Source organism: Enterobacter cloacae complex sp. P14RS, from assembly GCF_014895895.1.
Classification (GTDB): Bacteria; Pseudomonadota; Gammaproteobacteria; order Enterobacterales; family Enterobacteriaceae; genus Enterobacter; species Enterobacter bugandensis.
The window spans coordinates 1-22,300 of sequence record NZ_JADBQM010000017.1; the positions used below are offsets into that span (position 1 = coordinate 1).

Annotated in this window: 28 protein-coding genes and 3 tRNA genes; 14 read left to right on the forward strand and 17 right to left on the reverse strand. The window is 51.8% G+C overall.

All coding sequences use genetic code 11. The annotated features are described in order from the left end of the window. Positions 1 to 406: 406 nt before the first annotated feature. The 9 genes from IM295_RS14265 (at position 407) to IM295_RS14305 (ending at position 4,775) form a co-directional block, all read left to right on the forward strand. Positions 407 to 757 (forward strand): hypothetical protein, encoded by a 351-nt coding sequence (locus tag IM295_RS14265; RefSeq protein ID WP_193056086.1) that lies wholly within the window; start codon positions 407 to 409, stop codon positions 755 to 757. Further along, entirely contained in the window at positions 757 to 1,587 is an 831-nt protein-coding gene (locus IM295_RS14270) for a chromosome partitioning protein ParB (RefSeq protein WP_163365145.1), read from the forward strand. Before IM295_RS14265 ends, IM295_RS14270 begins: the two co-directional genes overlap by 1 nt. Next, positions 1,584 to 1,778 (forward strand): hypothetical protein, encoded by a 195-nt coding sequence (locus IM295_RS14275; protein WP_193056087.1) that lies wholly within the window; start codon positions 1,584 to 1,586, stop codon positions 1,776 to 1,778. Before IM295_RS14270 ends, IM295_RS14275 begins: the two co-directional genes overlap by 4 nt. Next, on the forward strand, positions 1,775 to 2,152 hold the full coding sequence (locus tag IM295_RS14280) for an ead/Ea22-like family protein (RefSeq protein WP_226858815.1): 378 nt from the start codon (positions 1,775 to 1,777) through the stop codon (positions 2,150 to 2,152). Before IM295_RS14275 ends, IM295_RS14280 begins: the two co-directional genes overlap by 4 nt. Then, the gene (locus IM295_RS14285; protein ID WP_193056092.1) at positions 2,152 to 2,937 is read left to right on the forward strand and encodes a hypothetical protein; all 786 of its coding nucleotides are present in this window, start codon (positions 2,152 to 2,154) and stop codon (positions 2,935 to 2,937) included. The genes IM295_RS14280 and IM295_RS14285 overlap by 1 nt, the downstream gene beginning before the upstream one ends. Then, positions 2,934 to 3,161 (forward strand): hypothetical protein, encoded by a 228-nt coding sequence (locus IM295_RS14290; RefSeq protein WP_193056088.1) that lies wholly within the window; start codon positions 2,934 to 2,936, stop codon positions 3,159 to 3,161. Before IM295_RS14285 ends, IM295_RS14290 begins: the two co-directional genes overlap by 4 nt. A 73-nt stretch (positions 3,162 to 3,234) precedes the next feature. Further along, positions 3,235 to 3,504, forward strand: a complete 270-nt coding sequence (locus IM295_RS14295; protein ID WP_193056091.1) for a hypothetical protein — start codon at positions 3,235 to 3,237, stop codon at positions 3,502 to 3,504. A 33-nt stretch (positions 3,505 to 3,537) separates the two neighbouring features. Beyond that, positions 3,538 to 3,765 carry a DUF4224 domain-containing protein gene (locus IM295_RS14300; protein ID WP_016063584.1) on the forward strand — a complete coding sequence of 76 codons (228 nt, stop codon included), beginning with the start codon at positions 3,538 to 3,540 and terminating at the stop codon, positions 3,763 to 3,765. After that, positions 3,765 to 4,775 (forward strand): tyrosine-type recombinase/integrase, encoded by a 1,011-nt coding sequence (locus IM295_RS14305; RefSeq protein WP_193056089.1) that lies wholly within the window; start codon positions 3,765 to 3,767, stop codon positions 4,773 to 4,775. Before IM295_RS14300 ends, IM295_RS14305 begins: the two co-directional genes overlap by 1 nt. Before the next feature lie 126 nt (positions 4,776 to 4,901). Here IM295_RS14305 and IM295_RS14310 read toward each other — a convergent pair. The 6 genes from IM295_RS14310 to uvrY all read right to left on the reverse strand — a co-directional run bounded on the left by IM295_RS14310 (position 4,902) and on the right by uvrY (position 8,439). Beyond that, positions 4,902 to 4,988: transfer RNA gene (locus IM295_RS14310), tRNA-Leu, on the reverse strand. 12 nt (positions 4,989 to 5,000) lie between these two features. Continuing rightward, positions 5,001 to 5,074, reverse strand: a tRNA-Cys gene (locus tag IM295_RS14315). 46 nt (positions 5,075 to 5,120) lie between these two features. After that, positions 5,121 to 5,196, reverse strand: a tRNA-Gly gene (locus IM295_RS14320). Positions 5,197 to 5,348: 152 nt separating this feature from the next. Then, positions 5,349 to 5,897 carry a CDP-diacylglycerol--glycerol-3-phosphate 3-phosphatidyltransferase gene (pgsA, locus tag IM295_RS14325; RefSeq protein WP_041909393.1) on the reverse strand — a complete coding sequence of 183 codons (549 nt, stop codon included), beginning with the start codon at positions 5,895 to 5,897 and terminating at the stop codon, positions 5,349 to 5,351. A gap of 56 nt (positions 5,898 to 5,953) precedes the next feature. Then, the gene (uvrC, locus tag IM295_RS14330) at positions 5,954 to 7,786 is read right to left on the reverse strand and encodes an excinuclease ABC subunit UvrC (RefSeq protein WP_041909391.1); all 1,833 of its coding nucleotides are present in this window, start codon (positions 7,784 to 7,786) and stop codon (positions 5,954 to 5,956) included. Then, positions 7,783 to 8,439: a UvrY/SirA/GacA family response regulator transcription factor gene (gene uvrY / locus IM295_RS14335; protein WP_013096026.1), complete on the reverse strand. Its 657-nt coding sequence runs from the start codon at positions 8,437 to 8,439 to the stop codon at positions 7,783 to 7,785. The genes uvrC and uvrY overlap by 4 nt, the downstream gene beginning before the upstream one ends. A 464-nt stretch (positions 8,440 to 8,903) precedes the next feature. On the opposite strand from uvrY, the gene IM295_RS14340 reads away from it, so the two are divergent. Further along, positions 8,904 to 9,128 carry a DUF2594 family protein gene (locus IM295_RS14340; RefSeq protein ID WP_014832453.1) on the forward strand — a complete coding sequence of 75 codons (225 nt, stop codon included), beginning with the start codon at positions 8,904 to 8,906 and terminating at the stop codon, positions 9,126 to 9,128. 66 nt (positions 9,129 to 9,194) lie between these two features. On the opposite strand, the gene sdiA is transcribed toward IM295_RS14340, so the two are convergent. From sdiA to IM295_RS14385, 9 genes are all read right to left on the reverse strand, one after another. Beyond that, complete coding sequence (sdiA, locus tag IM295_RS14345) at positions 9,195 to 9,917, reverse strand: transcriptional regulator SdiA (RefSeq protein WP_028013675.1); 723 nt, start codon at positions 9,915 to 9,917, stop codon at positions 9,195 to 9,197. A 221-nt stretch (positions 9,918 to 10,138) separates the two neighbouring features. After that, a complete protein-coding gene (tcyN, locus tag IM295_RS14350) occupies positions 10,139 to 10,891 on the reverse strand; it encodes an L-cystine ABC transporter ATP-binding protein TcyN (protein WP_193066856.1) in 753 nt (250 codons plus the stop codon). After that, complete coding sequence (tcyL, locus tag IM295_RS14355; RefSeq protein ID WP_028013677.1) at positions 10,888 to 11,556, reverse strand: cystine ABC transporter permease; 669 nt, start codon at positions 11,554 to 11,556, stop codon at positions 10,888 to 10,890. The genes tcyN and tcyL overlap by 4 nt, the downstream gene beginning before the upstream one ends. Positions 11,557 to 11,577: 21 nt before the next feature. Beyond that, positions 11,578 to 12,564: a D-cysteine desulfhydrase gene (dcyD, locus tag IM295_RS14360; protein WP_193066857.1), complete on the reverse strand. Its 987-nt coding sequence runs from the start codon at positions 12,562 to 12,564 to the stop codon at positions 11,578 to 11,580. Between the two features lie 107 nt (positions 12,565 to 12,671). Next, positions 12,672 to 13,472 carry a cystine ABC transporter substrate-binding protein gene (tcyJ, locus tag IM295_RS14365; protein WP_028013679.1) on the reverse strand — a complete coding sequence of 267 codons (801 nt, stop codon included), beginning with the start codon at positions 13,470 to 13,472 and terminating at the stop codon, positions 12,672 to 12,674. Between the two features lie 86 nt (positions 13,473 to 13,558). After that, entirely contained in the window at positions 13,559 to 14,110 is a 552-nt protein-coding gene (gene fliZ, locus IM295_RS14370; RefSeq protein WP_028013680.1) for a flagella biosynthesis regulatory protein FliZ, read from the reverse strand. Positions 14,111 to 14,164: 54 nt separating this feature from the next. After that, on the reverse strand, positions 14,165 to 14,884 hold the full coding sequence (locus IM295_RS14375; protein WP_014170714.1) for an RNA polymerase sigma factor FliA: 720 nt from the start codon (positions 14,882 to 14,884) through the stop codon (positions 14,165 to 14,167). Between the two features lie 129 nt (positions 14,885 to 15,013). Then, a complete protein-coding gene (gene fliB / locus IM295_RS14380; RefSeq protein WP_193066858.1) occupies positions 15,014 to 16,219 on the reverse strand; it encodes a flagellin lysine-N-methylase in 1,206 nt (401 codons plus the stop codon). Between the two features lie 62 nt (positions 16,220 to 16,281). Continuing rightward, complete coding sequence (locus IM295_RS14385; RefSeq protein ID WP_047362882.1) at positions 16,282 to 17,106, reverse strand: flagellin; 825 nt, start codon at positions 17,104 to 17,106, stop codon at positions 16,282 to 16,284. Between the two features lie 399 nt (positions 17,107 to 17,505). On the opposite strand from IM295_RS14385, the gene fliD reads away from it, so the two are divergent. The 4 genes from fliD to amyA are packed head-to-tail and all read left to right on the forward strand — an operon-like array spanning position 17,506 to position 21,276. Further along, on the forward strand, positions 17,506 to 18,930 hold the full coding sequence (gene fliD / locus IM295_RS14390) for a flagellar filament capping protein FliD (protein WP_226859490.1): 1,425 nt from the start codon (positions 17,506 to 17,508) through the stop codon (positions 18,928 to 18,930). A gap of 21 nt (positions 18,931 to 18,951) precedes the next feature. Continuing rightward, a complete protein-coding gene (gene fliS, locus IM295_RS14395) occupies positions 18,952 to 19,356 on the forward strand; it encodes a flagellar export chaperone FliS (protein WP_045260346.1) in 405 nt (134 codons plus the stop codon). Between the two features lie 5 nt (positions 19,357 to 19,361). Beyond that, on the forward strand, positions 19,362 to 19,736 hold the full coding sequence (gene fliT / locus IM295_RS14400) for a flagella biosynthesis regulatory protein FliT (RefSeq protein WP_045260347.1): 375 nt from the start codon (positions 19,362 to 19,364) through the stop codon (positions 19,734 to 19,736). A gap of 52 nt (positions 19,737 to 19,788) precedes the next feature. Next, positions 19,789 to 21,276 (forward strand): alpha-amylase, encoded by a 1,488-nt coding sequence (gene amyA / locus IM295_RS14405; protein WP_126818450.1) that lies wholly within the window; start codon positions 19,789 to 19,791, stop codon positions 21,274 to 21,276. A gap of 102 nt (positions 21,277 to 21,378) precedes the next feature. On the opposite strand, the gene yedD is transcribed toward amyA, so the two are convergent. Further along, a complete protein-coding gene (gene yedD / locus IM295_RS14410; protein WP_045260349.1) occupies positions 21,379 to 21,792 on the reverse strand; it encodes a lipoprotein YedD in 414 nt (137 codons plus the stop codon). A 75-nt stretch (positions 21,793 to 21,867) separates the two neighbouring features. Then, on the reverse strand, positions 21,868 to 22,182 hold the full coding sequence (fliE, locus tag IM295_RS14415) for a flagellar hook-basal body complex protein FliE (protein WP_013097729.1): 315 nt from the start codon (positions 22,180 to 22,182) through the stop codon (positions 21,868 to 21,870). Positions 22,183 to 22,300 lie beyond the last annotated feature (118 nt).

The following is a 22,300-nucleotide window of genomic DNA, read 5'->3' on the forward strand; positions in this document are numbered from 1 at the left end:
ATTTATGGTTGCAAAATGCATGATGTTTACATTGAATTTACTCCAAAAAAACCAAGAGTAAATTATGGAATTTAATACTCCATATGCAATCAGTGATGCCCACAATGTTATTCTTACTTTACCATTTACATAGTTGACTGCATTTTCCATAAATACGATCCCTGCTTGTCGTGTAATGAAACAAACTTAGCCCCTGATGAAACTTAAGCGCAAAATAACAAATCTTAATACGTAATCGTATCATCAGTTTACTTCAAAATTCCGAAAGAAAAATAGATGGAATTTTAAAGAAAAGCAATGGAAATTAATGAAATTGTCTATCTGAGTTATTAAACCTTATCAATCTCAATTTTTCAAGAAATAATCAGCGCTGTGCAGAGCGCTCTTTTAAAAGGAGAAACTAACAATGACTGCCACACAGAACGGTACCAAGTTACAACCACGCATGACCAGAGAGCAGCTTATTGATGCAGCTCGCAAAGCCGTCCCTCTTCTTCCTGCCGCTTACGGCTGGATGGTTAACGAACTGGCTACACGCCTTGATGTTACCAGCGTCGCGCTTTGTGAAGCGATGGCGCAGCGGAAGGAACTGGCCGAGCAGAATGCCACCCTTCGACAGGATGTAGCGAGTTGGGCCAAAGAGTGCGACCGCATTGTGGAGCGCCACACTAAGACCCGAACCAATATGCATCTTCTGGAAGCACAGCGTGAACTGCCTCCTGTGGTGATTTCCATGAAGAACGAGGTTGCTCTCTGATGGCTAACTCATTCAAGCAAATGACCCGGGCCGGTGTAATTAAGCGCACCGATACCGGGATGTTTATCGCCCTTTCCGATATCCATGTTCGTGAAGGTTTCAACAAGCGTGAAGACGATGAACGCACCCGCCAGGCTGATGATGATCTGTTCAACTATCTGATGAACGGCGGATCAGTTCCACCACTGGAAGTTATCGCCCGTGATGAAGGTGGCGTATGGGTTGTCGAAGGTCACCGCCGTCGCCGCTGCTATGCGCGCTGTGCTGAAGCTGGAAAGCCCGTAGACCGCATCCACATCATGCCGTTCAACGGCAGCGATGTTCAGCGTCTGGCGCGGATCATGACCAGTAACAACCAGCTCCCGCTCTCCGATATGGAACAGGCTGCAGTTATTCAGGAGCTGCATAACGCCTTCAATCAGACCACCAGCGAGATCGCAAAACTGGTCAACAAGTCTGTTCCTACTGTCGAGAAGCTCCTGCTACTCAGCACAGCTAACCACGACGTTCAGAAAGAAGTTAAATCCGGGACCGTGTCCGTAGATGTTGCCGTTGATCGCGTAAAAGAGTTCGGCGAGAAGGCCGGTGAGGTTCTTCAGAAGGATAAAGCTTCTGCTGCAGCAAAGGGTAAGAAGAAAGTTACCCGCAGCGTTATAGCGCCGGAAATTAGCGTGAAGAAAGCGCGTCGCCTTGTTGAACTGATTAGCCTGGCTGGGATAAGTGACACTGGCGTTATCTCTCTCGAAGGTTTGGCTCATGCAGAAGCATCGCAAATTATTGATGAGCACAAAGCCATAGCCGCCCAGCTTCGCAAAGGAGATCACTCATGAGCAACAAAATCGTAGCGTTCCTAAAGCGTATGGAAGAGCAAGGGCGCACTCTGGAAGTGAATGGAAACTTTGTTGTGGTTACTCCAGCAGCAGGTATGTCTATCACAGACATGATGGATATGCAGAGTCTCAATAAGAAAGGTGAGTTGGCGGATTACATCACAAAATCTCACAAAGGGGCCGCCCAATGAGCAACATCGACAAACAGGCGCTGCGTGATAGCGCAGAAAGCACAATCAACATTCTGGAAAACATCGCGGGGTTCGAACCATCTGATATCGACGGCGACACCGTAGAGCTCCGCTTTGAAACTGAGGACGGCTTCGATACCGGTTGTGACGTTAGCATTGTTGACCAGTGCCAGAAAGCCGCCGATGTAGTTCTGGCGCTGCTGGATGAGCTGGAAGCCAAAGACATGATGATTGCTGAGCTAGAGGCAATGTTGGCGCGGCTCTATGCCGAGTGTGACACCGGAGAGCGTCGGGGCAACGGCAGTCAATCAGGGGTTGCGATGCCGTCGTGGGTAACAGTTGAGGCGGCGCGTTTGCTGCTGGGAGTTAAGTAATGGAATTCACCAAAGGGCGGTTACGCGCATGTGCACGCGAAAAGGTTAAGAGTCTGGAATTTTCCATCACGCAGACCGCTTTCGCTGATTCACGCGCAGAGCTTGAAGAAGAACTGGAGCTGGCGCGTATCGCGCTGGCATCGCTCGAAGCGGAGGCTGTGGCAGTCAGGGCTCGATGGAAGGATGAGGTATCTGGTCACGGCAATTGGAAGTATTACGATATTGCGCACCGATATTCTTTGATGGCTGACGAGAGTCGTGATTGTGAGCTTATCTACACCGCCCCGCCAGAGACGGTGTCTGTGCCTGATGATATCCCCGACAGCGTTTACGAGGTCCTCTGTCAGGCATGTGGTGGCGGAGAAAAGGCTTGCGATTTTGCGGATGAACTTTGGAACGCCTGCCGCGCCGCCATGCTTCAGGGTTCCGAACCTGTAACGACGGCTTACAAGTTGCCTGATGATTTCGACCTCGACCGCTTTAACGATGTCGTGTGGCTGGAGGCTGTGGCAAGCAATCCGCACATGCATTCACTCACGACATCGACCATCGCTATGGTGGCGCTGGAGCTGAACAGGAAATTAGCCGATCGTAACTCTACTGTAATTCAGGATGGTTGGGTAATGGTGCCGGTCGAGCCGACGGCAGAAATGCTCCAGTCTGGAATCTCAGCTCATTACGAGCGCAGTCAAATACAGATTCACGACAGACCTGCGCCAGGTCCAATGGAGTGCGCTTACGCGGCCATGCTAGCAGCAGCACCGCAGCAGGAGGTGAAGGCGTGAGTAAATCAGAATTCCTCCAAAAGTTAGCCTCGCTTGCTACAGAGTGTCACACACTGGCCTGTCAGTTGGAAATTGGCGATGAACGCACTGAGATGTTTGAGATGTACAACGTCCTGAGAGGTCTTGGGCGCAGCGGATATGCAAGCCAGATAAGCAAAGCTACCAACCCGCTTTTGTGGGCGGTTGACGATAACGATGATGATTGGGATGAGGATGATGAGTGATGCCTAACCCATTCGATGCAGTAATGTTCGTGCTGCTTGTCATCTGCTCACTTCAGGGTATTGGGTGGCTGCCATGGTGAGCAAACTCAAACGGCGGCGAATACGCCGCCTTAAAGCCGATATCGCATGGTGGCGCGAGGAAGCAGAGGATTGCCGCTCACGCCTGCTGGAACTGGCTTGCGAAATAGACAGGCTCAAAAAGCTGGTTATCCGCGTGCCGATGCCTATTCTCATGCCGGAGGAGATGGTCCACCAGCTTTATTACACCGAAACAAAAAGATGTCGTACCTGCAATGATGGGCTTCGTGGTGGTTGTTCATCATGCATTTTCTATAAGAGATAGCCGGGTGCAGCCGGTTGAGTGGAGAGCTATACGATGAGCGGACAAAGCCAACGTTTTCTTACCCCTGATGACCTCTATCAGCTTACTGGTTATCGTCGCCCTTCCCTTCAGTGCCGAGCACTGAAAGAAAGCGGTGTGTTTTTCGTGCCACGAAAAGACGGCAGGCCAGGCACTACATGGGATCATGTAACTAACCCTGCAGGCCTCAAGCTGGTAGTGAACAATCCAGAGGAAGAAGAACCAAACTTTAAGGACATGTAATGCCCAGAATCCGCAAAAACCCAGAAGATAACTGGATGCCGCCCCGCGTTCGTCGGGGCAAGTCAGCCTATGAATTCAGAACGCCAGACGGCAGAACGGTGAGATTGTGCAATCACGATCTTACTAAGTCTCAGGTCTGGGCAGCCTATGAAAACTTCATTAACGATATCAAGGTAGGTTCCAACTTCAACGCACTTTGCGAAGAGTTTTTTAACTCTGGTGACTTCCATGAACTGGCCACCGAAACCAGAAAGGACTACAGAAAATATGGCGCAAAAGTAAATGTTGTTTTTGGGAAGATGAAGCCAGACAACATCAAGCCTGAGCATATCAGGAAGTATATGGATAAGAGAGGTGTTAAAAGCAGGGTTCAGGCGAACCGAGAGAAAGCGTTTATATCGAGGGTTTTCAGGTGGGCATATGAGCGCGGAAAAGTGAAGATTAACCCTTGCCAGGGGGTTAAGCAATTTAAGGAAAAAGCGAGAACTCGCTATGTCACCGATAAGGAATACGAGGCTTTATTAAGCGTTGCTGGTACCCCAGTGAAAGTTGCTATGGAACTTGCTTATTTATGTTGTGCAAGGCAGGGAGATATCCTAGACCTGAAGAAAAGCCAAATCCTCAATGAAGGGATAATGATCCAGCAGAGTAAAACAGCCGTTCCTCAAATTAAGGCATGGACGGAGCGATTGGATAATGCAGTCAGACTTGCTGAATCTCTTCCTCTAAATTCAGGAATGGTGAGTATTTATCTGATCCACCAGCCATCTGGTTTGAGATATACAAGAGATGCGTTTAACGCACAGTGGATGAAGGCGAAAAAGTTAGCCGCTGAAAAATTTACTGAGCTCGAATTTAACTTCACGTTCCACGATTTAAAAGCAAAAGGGATATCAGATCTGGAAGGCACTCTTAACGAAAAGCAGGGAATCGCTGGTCACAAAAATGCGTCACAGACAGCGCGTTATGATAGAAAAATTCCTATAGTTCCGGTAGTTGGGGGGCAGTAATGCCCTCTTTTTGTGGCGAAGCTGAATGGCGAAACAATGGCGAATGGCGAAAAAAAGACAATAAAAAACCACCTTTCGGTGGTTTATACGACACTGCTTATCATTGATTTTATTCTATTTTTCCCATGGTACCCGGAGTGGGACTTGAACCCACACAGCGCGAACGCCGAGGGATTTTAAATCCCTTGTGTCTACCGATTCCACCATCCGGGCTCGGGAAGAAAGTGGAGGCGCGTTCCGGAGTCGAACCGGACTAGACGGATTTGCAATCCGCTACATAACCGCTTTGCTAACGCGCCGTAAAACTTTTCTAACTGACACCCGCTATTGCGCATGTCTTTAATCTGGAGCGGGAAACGAGACTCGAACTCGCGACCCCGACCTTGGCAAGGTCGTGCTCTACCAACTGAGCTATTCCCGCATGTTATCAAGTTAACTGCTAACCACTTGATTTCATTATCGTCCGGCTTGCTGTGCCGCCGTTCGATGCGTTGCATTCTACTGATATGACGTGATGAGTCAACGTTATTTTTTGCTTGTCTGGATTGTTTGCTGAAAATTACGGCGAAACGATCACTGATCAAGCAAATCCCCGCGCGCAGCGTTCAAATATTGCAGCATTGACCACAGCGTCAGCACTGCCGCCACCCACAGGAGGCCAATCCCCGCCCACTCAACCCAGGCGTTTGGACGCCAGAGCATCCACACCAGCGAGGCCATCTGCGCGGTGGTTTTCACTTTACCAATCCAGGATACCGCCACGCTGCTGCGTTTCCCCAGCTCCGCCATCCACTCACGCAGCGCAGAGATGATGATCTCACGGCCAATCATAGTTGCGGCGGGCAGCGTCACCCACCAGGTATGATAGTGCTCAGCCACCAGCACCATCGCGATCGCGACCATCACTTTATCCGCTACCGGATCGAGAAAGGCGCCGAAACGGGTGCTCTGGTTCCAGCGGCGCGCCAGATAGCCATCAAACCAGTCAGTTACCGCTGCGATAAGGAAGATCAATGCGCAGGCGAACGGTGCCCAGACGACCGGCAGGTAAAACGCCAGCACAAAGAACGGAATGAGTACAACACGAAAGAGAGTGAGCAACGTAGGGATATTATATTGCATAGTGACGGTAACTATTTGTTGTCAGTAAAATTTAGCTCTATGTTGCTACAGAGCCCTCAATGTTTCAACGAGTAGTAGATCTTTTCTGCCAGCCCTTGCGAAATACCCGGCACTTTTGCAATTTCCTCCATACTGGCGTTGAGTAATCCTTGCAATCCGCCCATATACTTCAGCAGCATCTGGCGGCGTTTTGGCCCAACGCCCTCAATAGTCTCAAGCGTGCTCGTGTTTTTGACCTTCGCCCGTTTTTTACGGTGACCGCTGATGGCGTGATCGTGTGATTCATCGCGAATATGCTGAATGACGTGCAGCGCCGGGGAGTCCGGCGGCAGGCTGAAGCCCTCACCTTCCGGCTCAAAAAACAGCGTTTCCAGACCGGCCTTACGATCGGCCCCTTTTGCCACGCCTAACAGCAGCGGATGGTTTTTGTCCCACTCAACGTCGAGCGACTCGAATACCGCTTTCGCCTGACCTAGCTGCCCTTTCCCACCGTCGATAAGAATCACGTCCGGGATCTTGCTCTCTTCAATCGCTTTACCGTAGCGACGGCGCAGCACCTGATTCATGGCAGCATAGTCGTCACCCGGCGTGATGCCGGTGATGTTATAGCGGCGATACTCGGCGCGCAGCGGGCCGTTGGCGTCAAATACCACGCAGGACGCCACCGTCTGCTCACCCATCGTATGGCTGATATCGAAACATTCCATTCGCTTCACTTCCGGCAACTTCAGGAGCGTCGCCAGCGCGGTTAGACGCTGGCTAACCGTCGATTGCTGGGACAGTTTAGTGGTGAGCGCCGTCGCCGCGTTGGTCCGCGCCAGCTTCAGATAGCGTGCACGGTCGCCGCGCGGTTTGGTTTGAACATTGACCCGACGCCCGGCCAGTTCGGAAAGCGAATCGGCCAGCAGGGTTTTGTCATCAAGGCTAAAATCGAGCAGGATCTCCGAGGGCAGCGTACGCATCTGGCTGCCCTGAAGATAAAACTGGCCAACAAAGGTTTCCACCACTTCACCCAGCTCAGTGCCGCCAGGCACCTTCGGGAAATAGCTGCGGCTGCCGAGCACTTTGCCCTGGCGAATAAACAGCACATGCACGCAGGCCATGCCGGCGTCGAAGGCCACGCCGATAACGTCGAGATCGTCGCCGGTATTAGAGACAAACTGTTTCTCAGTGACTCTGCGCACCGCCTGGATCTGGTCGCGGATCCGCGCAGCCTCTTCAAACTCAAGTGCGGCGCTGGCTTTTTCCATTCTGGCGATCAGCTGGGTTAAAACCTGATCGTCTTTGCCAGCTAAGAACAGGCGTACGTATTCCACCTGCTGCGCATACTCGTCTTCACTGACCAGCCCGGCAACACAGGGGCCAAGGCAACGCCCAATCTGGTACTGTAAACACGGGCGCGAGCGGTTGCGGTAGACGCTGTTTTCACACTGGCGGATCGGGAAGATTTTTTGCAGCAGCGCCAGCGTCTCTCGCACGGCATAGCCATTCGGGAAGGGGCCGAAATATTCCCCTTTCGCGTGTTTTGCGCCGCGGTGCATCGCCAGGCGCGGATGGGTGTCACCACTCAGAAAGATAAACGGATAGGATTTGTCGTCCCGCAGCAGCACGTTATAGCGCGGCTGGTAGAGCTTAATATAGTTGTGCTCAAGCAGCAGCGCTTCCGTCTCGGTATGCGTCACGGTGACATCAATATTCTGAATGAGTGAGACCAGCGCTTCGGTCTTACGGGAGGCAAGGTTGCTGCGGAAATAGCTGGAAAGACGCTTTTTAAGATCTTTGGCCTTCCCCACATAGATAACCGTACCGCCAGCGTCATACATCCGATAGACGCCTGGCTGGCTGGTTACGGTTTTCAGAAATGCTTTTGAATCGAATACATCACTCACTGACTTAACAACGTCTCCGCGTTACATAAACCGTGCCGGATGGCCAGATGAGTCAGTTCAACATCACCATGAATGTTCAGTTTACTGAACATACGATAACGATAGCTGTTGACCGTTTTCGGGCTGAGATTCAGCTGCTCTGAGATCTCATTCACTTTCTGACCCTTGGTGATCATCAGCATAATCTGCAATTCACGCTCAGACAAACTGGCAAACGGTGATTCCGTTTTCTCGGGTTCGATCTGGCTCAGCGCCATCTGCTGCGCAATGTCGGAGGCAATGTAACGCTGCCCGGCAAATACAGAACGGATAGCATTGACGACTTCCTGCGGTGCGGCGCCTTTGCTCAGGTAACCGGCTGCCCCCGCCTGCATCACCTTCGCGGGAAGCGGATTTTCAGTATGCACGGTCAGCATGATGACTTTTGTATCAACAAAGGTACGCGCGATTTTGCGTGTTGCCTCAAGGCCACCGATACCGGGCATATTCATATCCATCAGCACCACATCGGCCGAGTTTGTGCGGCACCATTTTACGGCATCTTCCCCACAGCACGCCTCACCGGCAACTTTAATACCTTTAATATCTTCAAGAATGCGTCGTATCCCTGCGCGCACCAGTTCGTGGTCATCAACAAGAAGGACGTTGATCAAAGGAAATGTCTCCAGAATAGGGATAACGCTACTGAGTGATAATTTGGCTTATATTAACGGTTTTCATCACAAGATTAAAACGTTAAAAAATCGGCTATTCGATTTTGCTCTCGTTTTTGGAAATTAGCCTGTACAGTCCATGGAAAGAGAGCCCTTGCCATCAGAGCTTTTGCGGCTATTTTTAAGCATCTGTATTCAAAAAGTTACAAAAAGCTTGCACGCTTTCCTCGCGGAAAAACTGTTCTCAATTTTTGTAACAATAATTAACGGCAAGTAAACCAGGCGCAAACAATTAATAGCCGTACCAGAGCATCAGTTTACCGGCTGGCTCTGTTTACGCAAATAAACACTGGCGTAAAAGTACGAAAAACAACCGCTGCATTTTTTGCTGCAGCTTGTGGTATACTCCGCCGCCTTGACTTTCGTCGTCGCGCTTTAGCGCCGTTTAATAATGAGGAAAATAAATGAGCACACCTGAATTTGCCACTGCGGAGAATAACCAGGAACTGGCACAGGAAGTAAACTGCCTGAAAGCGCTGCTAACGCTGATGCTGCAGGCGATGGGCCAGGCTGATGCTGGTCGTGTGATCATTAAAATGGAAAAACAAATCGCGCAGATGGAAGACCAGGCGGAATCGGCCGTATTTGCTAACACCGTTAAGCAAATCAAACAAGCGTACCGCCAGTAACAAAAAACGGCTGGATGCAGTGCATTCAGCCGTCCACTCGTCTGTCACGCAGAACGTACTCTCTAATCAGATCAGTCCCGTAGCCGCCGCATAACAGGCAATCTGCGTCTTGTTTGGCGCATTAAATTTTTTCTGCATATTCTTCTGATGGAAGTTAACCGTATTCTCTGAAATAGAGAGAATGATCGCTATTTCCGCCGACGTCTTCCCTTCCGCGGTCCATTTCAGAATTTCTCGTTCGCGTTTACTGAATTTCATCTCAGGCGGCATAACCATCTTATCTTCAAAACGCAGCAGCGCGGTTAATGCCATTTGCACCAGCATCTGCAGCCGCAGCTCTATTTCCTCGCCGGCAAACGGTCCTTCCTGCGCGCGAGTACGGGAAACTGAGAGGAAGCCGAGCGCATGATTAGGCAGCATCAGACACTGAGTTATTCCCGAACGTAGACCGAAGTCCTGCGCCCTATGCCATAATTCCTGAGCATCCGCAAATAATTCGTCCGTCCAGGGTAAATGCCCCTGAATGAAATTCTCCGGCTTTAGCACCGGATCGATGGTGAAATAGTTCTCTGATTGATATTGCGCCAGCCACTGTTGCGGATAAGTGGCATGCACAGCAATTTTAGGCCGCGTAAACGGCACCGGATGGCGCACACAGAGTGAGTAATAATCGAATTCCAGCGCCTGAGTTTGTCGCTGAAGTTCATGATATACCTCGGCAGCACAGGTCAATTCCTGAAACCGCAGGGAGCAATCCCGTCGCCAGGTGAAAAAGTCTGAATCCTTCATACTTACTAAAAGAAGCCTCTGAAAAGATAATCATTATTATGGTGAATATAACCTAACACATAAAACTTATTTCTAACTACAAAATATCGGCACTAGCACAATTAACTGTGCTATGGATAAGGATTATTCTGTGCGGGTAGAATAAAAGAACACCGTTTAAGGCGATGAGCGAGAATAATTTGCTCCAGAAGAACTTTCTGGAGCAAATGAGTACATAAATGCTACTGCATAAGGAATTTTTCCAGGAACTGACGGGTTCGCGGCTGCTGGGGGTTAGCAAATAAGCTTTTCGCCGGTCCCTGCTCCACAATCCGCCCCTGGTCCATAAAGATGGCTCTGTCCGCCACGTCGCGCGCAAAGCTCATTTCATGGGTCACGATAACCATCGTGCGTTTTTCCTGCGCCAGCTGGCGGATGGTGTTCAGCACCTCACCCACCAGTTCTGGATCGAGCGCGGAGGTCGGTTCATCAAACAGGATCACGTCAGGGCGCATCGCCAGCGCGCGCGCGATGGCCACGCGCTGCTGCTGCCCGCCCGACAGGCGGCGCGGATAGCTGGTCTCTTTCCCTGCCAACCCGACTTTGGCGAGCAACTCGCGGGCGCGTACCGTCGCTTCCTCTTTGGGCTCACCTTTTACAATGACCGGTCCTTCAATAATATTTTCCAGCACCGTGCGGTGCGGGAATAGATTGAAGCTCTGGAACACAAAGCCAACATGCTGACGCAGGCGGCGAATCAACCCTTTCTGCTGGCTGATGGATTTACCGGCATCAATCGTTATCTCCCCAACCCGAATGGTGCCCCCTTCCGGCTGCTCAAGCAGGTTGATACTACGCAGCAGCGTGGTTTTCCCCGACCCGCTCGGGCCAATAATCGCCACGACTTCGCCCTGCTCAACTTCCAGGTCGATGCCGTGGAGCACCGTTTGCCCGTGGAATTTTTTCACCAGGTTTTTGACGTCAATTGCACTCATTTTGGATCACGCTCCTGGCGGTTAAGCTGGTTTTCAAAGTAGTTTTGCAGAGCAGACAACACCGTCGCCATCACCCAGTAGATCAGCGAGGCGGCCAGATACATGGTGAAAACTTCAAGGGTGCGCGAGGTAATGAGCTGCGCCTGACGGAACAGCTCCGGCACCTGGATGGTTGCCGCCAGAGAGGTATCTTTCACCAGGCTGATGAAGCTGTTGCTCAGCGGCGGAAGCGCTACCCGCGCCGCCTGCGGCAGAATGGCGCGACGCAGCGTCTGCCACGGCGTCATCCCGATACTGGCCGCCGCTTCCCACTGGCCTTTATCAATCGACGAGATCGCCGCGCGCAGGGTTTCGGAGGTATAGGCCGCCGTGTTAAGCGACAGGCCAATCATCGCCGCCGGGATGGGATCCAGCTCGATGCCGAACTGCGGTAAACCGTAGTAGATCATAAAGAGCTGAGCGATAAGCGGCGTACCGCGAAACACGGAAATATAAAAGCGCGCCAGCCAGCGTACCGGCAGGATGGGCGACATGCGCATTAAGGCCAGTACAAAGCCCAGCACAAGACCGAAGAACATCCCGCCGATACTGAGCTGTAGCGTGAATACCGCACCTTTCAGCAGGAATGGCAGGGAATCAATAACCAGTTGAATACTTTCTTGCATTATTATTTTTCGACCTGATTTTTAGACATGAGGATGATAAGCAAACAGCGCGGGCGCCCCGCCGGTGTGCACAAATAAAATCGGCCCTTCATCCTTAAAGCGTTTCTGCGAAATACCATCGATAAGCCCGGCCATCGCTTTACCCGTATAGACCGGATCGAGCAGTATACCTTCAAGGCGCGCCAGCAGCTTAACGGCTTCCATCCCCTCTTCATTAGGCGTGCCGTAGCCCGGCGCAAAATAGTCATCCCAGAGCAAGATCTCGGCCCTGGCCTTCAGCTCCAGCTGCTCTGCCACCGCCTGTTGCAGCGCTACTACTTTTGGCTTCTGGTCCGCGACGCTGCGGGAAACCGTCACGCCAATCAGCTCGACATCCGGCAGAAGCTGTTCCAGCCCCACCGCCAGCCCGGCATGCGTGCCCGCGCTTCCGGAGGCGACAACGACCGACGAGAGGCTAACGGCACCCTCGCATTGCTGGGCGATTTCCAGCGCACTTTCCACATAGCCCAGCGCGCCCAGCGCGTTCGAACCGCCGACGGGAATAACGTAGGGGCGGAACCCCTGCGCTTCCAGACGCGTCGCCAGATCGTCGAGCTGCGCGGTCGGGTCGGTCAACGCATCCACCATCTCCACCTGCACGTTGAACAGGTCTAAAAGCAGACGGTTACCGTTGGACAGATAGTTTTCCGCCCGCGTGCCAATCGGGTTTTCCAGCAACGCCACGCAGTGAAGACCGAGTTTTGCCGCCACGGCGGCCGTCTGACGAACATGGTTGGACTGAATGGCCCCGGCAGTAATAAGCGTATCCGCGCCTTCGCGCAGCGCGTCGGCCGCCAGAAACTCCAGCTTGCGCAGCTTATTGCCCCCCATCGCCATCGGCGTCACGTCATCGCGCTTAATAAAAATATCGCGTCCCAGATAATCAGAAAATCGCGGCAGGTACTCCAGCGGCGTCGGCGCACCGATAAATTCCAGACGGGGAAAGCGCGTTAAATTCTGTAGTGACATGGACTCTCCGGTAACTCAGACAAAATGTGATATTTTTCATTATGCACGCAGACGCGTAAGAAATAAAAAAGGCGCTTTTAAAAGCGCCTTTTTTCCAGGTCAGCGACTTATTTGGTGACGTCGGCCCCGAACCACTTCTCAGACAGCGCCTTCAGGCTGCCGTCTTTCTGCATGTCAGCAATCGCGGAATCAATGGCTTTCACCAGATCCTCGTTGCCTTTACGGACGGCCACGCCGGATTCCTGACGAGAGAACGCATCACCCGCTACTGCCAGGGTATTGTTGGTTTTCTTCACCAGATCCAAAGCGGCCAGACGGTCAACCAGAATGGCGTCGATACGGCCTACGCGCAGGTCCTGATATTTCGTCGGGTCATCATCATAGGTGCGGATGTCCACGCCCTGAACGTTCTGGCGCAGCCACTCTTCGTAGTTAGTTCCCAGACCGACGCCGACTTTTTTGCCTTTCAGATCGGCAGCGGATTTAATGGAGCCTTCGTTACCTTTCTTCACCAGCGCCTGAATACCGGACACGGTGTACGGCGTGGAGAAGTCATACTTCTTCTTACGCTCGTCAGAAATGGTCACCTGGTTAATCACCACGTCAATACGTTTTGAATCCAGCGAGGCCAGCATACCGTCCCATTTGGTCGGTTTCAGGGAGGCTTTAACGCCGAGGTGCTTCGCCAGTTCTTCTGCAAATTCCACTTCAAAACCGGTCAGCTTGCCGTCATCGCCCTGGAAGCTGAAGGGAGGATAGGTTCCTTCCAGCCCGACCAGCAGCGTACCGCGCTCTTTTACTTTATTCAGCAGGTTTTCTGCGGCGAACGTTTTCACGCTCATGCCCGCAACCAGCGCGACGGCCATAACACCCATCAGCGCCTGACGACCCAGAAGTGCAAATTTCATAAATACCCCGATATAGTGGAATTTTTACGTAGTGTAGAGAAATCGCCTGCAACGTCAAAGGCGACTGCGCTACATCTTATTCTTTTTTAATATATATCAGAAGTTGTTCCGGCGAGCGCTTTCTGCTTCACGGAACCCGGCATTTGCACCTTATATTGCGCATACTTGCGCAGCGCAATACGGTAGTTGTTGGTGCTGGTTGCAGGCAGCCACGGCTCCAGATTTTCATCCAGATAACCGGTCTTCAGCAGATCGCGAGAGATATTGTTAACGCTCAGATGCTGCCCAAGACGGCGCAGGCGAACCACATATTCGCGCACGGTGCCGTGGCTCATCTCCGTTTGTTCAAACAGGAATTGTTTGAAGCCGATGATATCGAAGAAGTCGCTTTGCTCTTTGCAGTGGAGATCGCCACAGAAACGGCAAAGCGCCACCCACTCTTTTTGCTCTTCGAGCCACGCGGCTTCATCCATTAACGTGTCGAGGCGAGAGATAGCGATTTTATTCACGATCTCGCCGCGGCGAACCAGCGTGATACGATCGAGTAATTTGTTACAGTGGGCGCAATGCGTCTGGCTGTGTTTAAAGTCTTTCAGGTAGCGGCTTAAAGGCCGTCTTTTAGATTGCTGCACCGTCATGATAACTCCTGGTTGTCAATACGTTGTGCGGCATTTTTCGGGTGATTGGATCACCTATAACTTACCCAGTTTGGTTCGTAAGCGTTTAATGGCCTGGCTGTGCAGCTGGCTAACCCGCGACTCCCCCACCTCCAGAACCGCGCCAATCTCTTTGAGATTAAGCTCTTCCTGGTAATAAAGGGTCAACACCAGCTGTTCGCGCTCGGGCAGAGCTTCAATCGCTTCCATTACGCGCTGGCGTAAATTCCCTTCCATTAAATGGTGTAACGGGTTTTCCTGCTGGTGCTCGTCCGTCACCAGCTCGATGCTATCGCCATGCTCTTCGCGCCACTCGTCATAGGAGAAGAGTTGGCTATTATTGGTATCGAGCAACATCTGACGATACTCTTCAACAGCAATGCCAAGACGTTCCGCCACTTCGGTTTCCGTTGCGTTGCGTCCCAGTTCCTGTTCCAGCTGTCCCATTGCATGCGCCACTTCGCGCGCGTTGCGGCGAACGCTGCGCGGCACCCAGTCGCGGCTGCGCAGCTCGTCCAGCATCGCACCACGAATACGCTGAACTGCGTAAGTCGTAAATGCCGTTCCTTGCAGAGCGTCGTATCGGTCAACTGCATTCAATAACCCGATACCGCCCGCCTGTAGCAGATCGTCAAGTTCCACGCTCGCCGGCAAACGCACCTGGAGGCGCAATGCTTCGTGACGCACCAGCGGGACATAACGCTGCCACAGCGAGTGTTTATCCATTACACCTTCAGCGGTATAGAGTGAATTCACGATAAACAGCCCTGCGTTAGTTGAGTTATCGGCATGATTATCCGATTCTGCAGGGCGTTCAATTGGATGAAAAAGGGGGATAAAGTGAGGTTATTCTGAGGTTGCCCGCAGCAGGGGCAACTTTTCTGGCTAAATTAACAGTTGTAACAATGAAAGATCGTCGCCCAATTTGACGCTATCTATATGTTGATGAAAGAGCTTTCCTGCTTCCTGATTATGCTGGCTCAGTGAGTGGAAGCTGTAAATAACGTCAATAATATTGTCTTGTTCAATTTTCCCCGCCACGATGGCCTGACCGGCAAGCAGCGATTTGAGAAAATAGAACTCCGCAACGATTAAATAAAGATTATTCAACATGCTGCGGCCATTGCTCTGCGGGAAGCCCTGCTCCCAGAGCTTGTATTTAAAAAAGTTCTTAAAGAGGTGATCGTTTGCCGCGATGTAACCGCCCGCCACATCGCGCCAGACGGACTCGATGTTTTCCATGACCTTTTCTGCCGAAACGGTATCATCGACAGATTCAAACTGTTTATAAAGCTGATCAAAATAACGGTTTAATACGGCGCCACCGCGGGCCGTCGCTTTCTTCGTAAAGTAGCTTTGGATGAGCGAGATTAACGCGAATTTCAGGCTGTAGTTCTGATTAAACCCGCCTAACTCCGTCTTGATTTTACCGCTCACCAGCTCGTTCACCAGCGAATAATAAACCGTTTCGAGCGTACTGATATTCTCTTCCAGGTTTTCGAGCTTTTCAGCCACCATGAGGAATTTCACCACGGCATAAACTTGTTCTTCAACGCTCACCGCCTCAACGCTGAAGAGGTTCTGGCAGAAGAGATTGATGACCTTAATCTTCAAATCCATCGCTGGCGCATTATTCACGTCCTGCTGAACGCTGATGGATTCCATCATCGACATCGATGCCCGATCGTTCAACAGCAGTCGAGTGACTTCCGGACACGAGAGATTAAGTGATTTTTCAATTTCATTTTTATAGACCCGGTTTGTCCGCGGGAACGTCGAACAGGTCGGGCTTAACGCCTGAGCGCCCATGGCGCTATGAATAGAACAGAGCTTTTCCGTATCCATAAACGGGCAGTTTTTACTCTCCGTATGGAAAATCACTTCGCCCCAGTTGCCATACTGTTTTTTTGTGACTTTTATAGCCTTCTTTGCCGTGTGACGAATGGCGGCATTTTTACTGTTCAGATAGCGGTTAACGGAGGATTTATCAAACGCGATGGTCCAGCCCTGACAACAATGTTCACGGCATTCCCCACCGACACAGGAAAAATCTGCGACCAGTTTAGGCTGGGTAATAACGATCTGTTTCACGGGCGGATCCTCAAAATTCAGAGACAAAAAAACCCCGCCGAAGCGGGGTTTGATGCGTAAAATTAACGCAGCAGAGACAGAACGGTCTGTGGAACCTGGTTTGCCTGGGACAGAACAGAAGTACCAGCCTGCTGCAGGATCTGCGCGCGGGACATGTTGGAAACTTCAGTTGCGTAGTCAGCGTCCTGGATACGGGACTGAGCAGCAGACAGGTTGTTAGAGGTGTTGTTCAGGTTGTTGATTGCAGAAGTGAAGCGGTTCTGCACAGCACCCAGACCGGAACGAGCGGTATCAACTTTAGCGATAGCTTTGTCAATGGTGTCCAGATCGGTCGCAGTCATTGCTTTCAGGTCGATAGCGTTCACGCCCAGAGTCGTGGTGTCAGCTTTAGCACCGCTCAGGTCCAGATCGATGGTGTCGCCGTCGTTCACGCCAACCTGAATTTTAACCACGCCAGCAGTACCTGCAGAACCGTCCAGCAGTTTGATGCCGTTGAAGTCAGTTTTGCTGGCAACACGGTTGATTTCAGCCAGACGAGCGGTAACTTCATCCTGCAGAGAAGCCAGGTCAGACGTGCTGTTGGTGCCGTTGCTTGCCTGAACAGCCAGTTCACGAACGCGCTGCAGGTTGTTGTTGATTTCGTTCAGGGAACCTTCAGCAGTCTGCGCCATGGAGATACCGTCGTTGGCGTTACGTGCTGCCTGAGTCATGCCTTTGATCTGAGCGGTCATGCGGTTTGCAATCGCCTGGCCAGCGGCATCATCTTTCGCGCTGTTGATACGCAGACCTGAAGACAGACGCTCAATAGCAGTGCCCAGAGAAGACTGAGATTTGTTCAGGTTGTTCTGAGTAGTCAGGGACAACAGGTTAGTATTGATAACTGCCATAATTTTCTTTCCTTCAAAAATTGGGTTTTAGGTCCGGTGCCTAACACTCACAGCGTCTCTCACCGTCAACAAGGTTATCGACGGGTCCCGAAAAGACTTTAGAATCAATTTCGAAAAAATTATAACTCAATGATTATTAATGGTTTTATTTTTAAAAAATCAATTAAGGTTCATCATAAGGTTATTATTTACGGCTTTTTATTACGCGGAATATGCCAAAAAAGGCACACACTTATCTGTGTTATTGACGCACTAAAAATCGTCCCAAAGTGCAATCGTTTCATTTAACGCGCCAGGACATGCCTATTCTTTGGATTATTTTTTTCTCACCATCGTAAACTTTTACTATTCGAGGCCGATAAGAGTCCTGAACTACTTTCGTATTTAAGGAAAATATGCATGGCTACTATCAGTAACCTCGGGATAGGTTCTGCAGGACTCGGGGAATTATATAATCAGTTGGATGCAGCAGAACGAACCAAGCTGACGACGATTACTACCCAGCAATCAACGTATAACGCACAGTTAAGCGCGTACGGCAAGCTGCAGAGTGCCATGACCTCGCTGCAGACTGCGACCGCTGCGCTGGGTAAAGCGACCACATGGAACTCAACCGCCGTAAGCAGTACCAACACGGCCTTTACGGCAACCACGACCGCAGACGCATCCGTCGGCTCTTATGTGGTTAATGTCAACCAGGTGGCAAAAGCACAGGCGCTCACGACGGGCTCCTATGCCACCAACACGGAGCTGCTGGGCGATACGAGCGGCACGACGCGTAAAATTACGATTACCCAGCCGGGGACAAAAACGCCTTTAGAGGTGAACCTGGCCGATGGCGATACGTCGCTTGCCGGGATCGCGAGCGCGATTAATAAAGCGAACGGCAACGTCACCGCCAGCGTAATCAAGGCGAAAGACGGCGATTACCGCCTGATGCTCTCCTCGAAAACCACCGGTACGGATGGCGAGATGACCATCAGCGTCACCGGGGACGACAAGCTGCAAAGCGTAATCGGCTACGACTCAACCGCTAAAACCGGCACGCTGGCGGTAAATACCGCGGCCCAGAACGCGATTGTCGTTGTGAACGACATCAAGATTGAGCGTCAATCGAACACCATCTCCGATGCGCTGCCGGGGATGACCTTCACCGTGAAGGCAGAAAGTAAAGCGGATGAAATGCTGGAAGTAACGCGCGCCACGGATGCGAACCAGAAAGCCGTAACCGACTGGGTCACCGCGTATAACTCGCTGCAGTCCACTATTAATAGCCTGACCAAATATGTGCCGGTCGACGCAGGTTCTGGCAGCCAGTCCACCAGCAACGGCGCGCTGGTGGGTGATGCAAACGTGCGCGGGATCCAGTCTCAGCTGCGCGGTCTGCTGACCGAAGTTCAGGCCGGCTCCGTTCAGATCATGGCTCAGCTGGGGATTACCCAGGATCCGGTGAAAGGTGCAGACGGTACGGTCGGTAACCTCAAAGTGGATACCGATAAGCTGAAAAAAGCGCTGACCGACAATCCAACCGCCGTACAGCAGTACTTTATCGGTGACGGAAAGAAAACCGGTCTGGCGACCCAGATGAACAACACGCTGACCACCATGCTCAGCACCAGCACCGGCAGCGCGGGCGTGATCCAGAACGCGAAAGACGGTATTAACAAAACGCTGAAAACTCTGGGCGAACGTTACGATTCTATGGAAGCTACTATTGATGCCACCATGGCGCGTTACAAAGCGCAGTTCACCAGCCTGGACGTATTAGTCACCAAAATGACCAGTACGGCCAACTATCTGACCCAACAGTTCTCACAAAAATAGTCGTAGCCTTCAGGAGTGGATATGTATAAGACCTCTGGTGTTCAATCCTATCAGCAGATAGGAGTAGAAAGCGCAGTTATGAATGCCAGTCCACACCAGCTGATTGTCATGTTGTTCGACGGGGCGCATAGCGCCCTCGTCCGCGCGCGTTTGTTCATGGAAGCCGGACAAATTCGTGAAAAAGGCGAAGCTTTATCCAAAGCCATTAACATCATCGACAACGGTTTAAAAGCAGGACTGAACATGGAGGTTGAGAGCGAGCTGTCCAGTAATCTTGCCTCCTTGTACGAATATATGGTTCGACGTTTATTACTGGCGAACGTCAGTAATGACGTAGACGCAATTGTTGAAGTCGAGGGTTTATTAAACAACATTGCGGATGCGTGGAAGCAAATCGGCCCCAATGCGTCCTCTATTTCAGGATAATTTTGATGAATAATCCCAGCGCAGCGCTTAGCCACTGGCAGGCGTTACATGCTCAGAGCATTGCTATGCTAAATCTCGCACATTCTGGTCAATGGGATGCGCTTATTGAGCAGGAAATGCATTACGTTCAACTGGTGGAAAGGATTTCGCAAACGCCCATCATGTCATGCCCCCCGGCTCAGGTTGAGCAAGCGCGTGCGCTGCTGGAGATGATCCTCGACAATGAGAATACGTTAAAGGCGCTGCTGAAAGTGCGGATGGACGAACTGCGTAATCTCATCGATCAGACCGGCAAACAGCAATCCATCACATCTACCTATGGAAAGCTGTCAGGGAATATTCTTTATCCAGAAAGTGTTACCCGCGACACACAATTATGATTTCTTCATCCATACTCCAGAAGTCTGCCATATGGCTTCTGGAGCACGGACGATGAAAAACCCCACCCTGTTACAATGCTTTCACTGGTATTACCCCGCTGGCGGTGAATTGTGGCGAGAAGTCACAGCGTTAGCCCCCAATCTTAATGAAATCGGCATCAATATGATCTGGCTGCCGCCCGCGTATAAAGGGGCTTCCGGCGGGTATTCGGTTGGCTATGACTCTTACGATCTGTTTGACCTCGGCGAGTTCGATCAGAAAGGCAGCATCGCCACGAAATATGGCGATAAAGCGCAGCTGCTGGAGGCCATCGACGCCCTCAAAAGCAACGACATTGCCGTACTGCTGGACGTAGTGGTTAACCACAAAATGGGGGCGGATGAGAAAGAGCCTGTCCGCGTTCAGCGCGTGAATGAACAGGACCGCACGCAAATCGATGGCGAGATCATCGAGTGCGAAGCCTGGACACGCTATACCTTCCCCGTCCGGGCCGGGCAGTATTCGCAGTTCATCTGGGATTACAAATGCTTCAGCGGCGTCGACCATATTGAAAACCCGGATGAAGACGGGATCTTTAAAATCCTCAACGACTATACCGGCGAAGGCTGGAATGACCAGGTCGATGATGAGATGGGTAACTTCGATTACCTGATGGGCGAAAACATCGACTTTCGCAATCACGCCGTCACCGAGGAGATCAAATACTGGGCCCGCTGGGTCATGGAACAGACGCGCTGCGACGGTTTTCGTCTGGACGCCGTCAAGCATATTCCCGCCTGGTTTTACAAAGAGTGGATTGAGCACGTTCAGGAGGTCGCCGAACAGCCGTTGTTTATCGTGGCGGAATACTGGTCCCACGAGGTTGACAAACTGCAGGCCTATATTGACCAGGTCGAGGGGAAAACCATGCTGTTTGATGCCCCGCTGCAGATGAAATTCCACGAGGCGTCACGTCAGGGCCGGGATTACGACATGAGCCAGATCTTCACCGGCACGCTGGTGGAGGCCGACCCGTTCCATGCGGTCACCCTCGTCGCGAACCATGACACGCAGCCTCTGCAGGCGCTGGAAGCGCCGGTCGAAGCCTGGTTTAAACCGCTGGCGTACGCGCTGATCCTGCTGCGGGAAAACGGCGTGCCGAGCGTCTTCTATCCGGATCTGTTCGGCGCAAGCTATGACGATACGGGAGGTGACGGTGAGACCTATCACATCGACATGCCGGTGATTGAGCAGCTTCACGAGCTTATCCTCGCCCGCCAGCGCTTTGCCCACGGCGTGCAGACGCTGTTTTTTGACCATCCAAACTGCATCGCCTTCAGCCGCAGCGGCACCGAGGACGATCCCGGCTGCGTGGTGGTGATGTCGAACGGCGATGACGGCGAGAAGGTGATTTGCCTGGGGGAAAACTACGGCAACAAAACGTGGCGTGATTTCCTCGGCAATCGTGAAGAAACGGTCACCACCGCGGCGGATGGCGAAGGCACCTTTACCTGTAAAGGGGGAAGTGTCAGCGTGTGGGTGATTGAGGATGCGTTGTAGAACGGGAAACGTGCGGCCTGATGCCCTCACCCCGTCCCTCTCCCACAGGGAGAGGGCGCAAACACCAAAAACGGCAACGAGGTTGCCGTTTTGCTTTTACCCTTAGGGCAGTTTACTCTCCAGCGGATTCTTGCTCAGGTAATCCGCACATTCCACCGTTGGGCGGTCAACCTTCTGCAACTCCATCCCATCATACTCAAGCGTAGCGCCGTCGCGATCCAGCGGATAGATATCCAGCTTGCGTGTGACGTTATAATAGCTGTCTGAACGCAGCATGATCTTACCCGGTACGGCAATCACGCGCTGCCACTGGCGGCAGTCCAGCGTATCGCCCTCTTCCGTCACCACCAGTGTGGCAATCGCTTCAGGGCTGACCAGACTGCTCTGCGGCCCTTTCGACTGCCAGTATCCCGCCAGGTTCGCCGGGACGGGATGCTTGATCACGTCATTATAGTTATCGACCTGAACGCACCCGGTCAGTGCCAGCAGCGCGCCAGCAATTGCTATTTTTTTCATCATCTTTCCTGCATTCGAAGAAAAAAATATTGTGGCATTAAAGCGCTGAGGCTGCCAGCGAAGATCGAGGGGGGCTTAAACCTGCATCCCCATCACTTCCTGATACGCCGACACCAGCTTGTTACGCACCTGGATCCCCATCTGCAGGGAAACCGAGGCTTTTTGCAAATCGGTCATCACATCATTGAGCGCCACGCCCGGCTCGCCGAGGGTGAACTTCTCCGCCTGCGTACGCGCAGCGGTCTGGGTATCGCTGATACGGTCAAGAGCGGCATGCAGTTGCCCCGCAAAGCTGATGGTCGGCTGCTGTTCTGCCACATTCTGATTACGGGCCGTCATCGCCGTTGCCTGCAACTGACTGATGACCCCTTCAATGCCCTGTATAGCCATGACTCTCCCCTGGATGGTTTTTTACGCGGTCAAGACTAACAGCTTGTCAATAAGATAATGGCGGTAAATAGCGTGAAAAAACCAGGTTATTTGACGCATAGAAAATCCGGAATCGTCA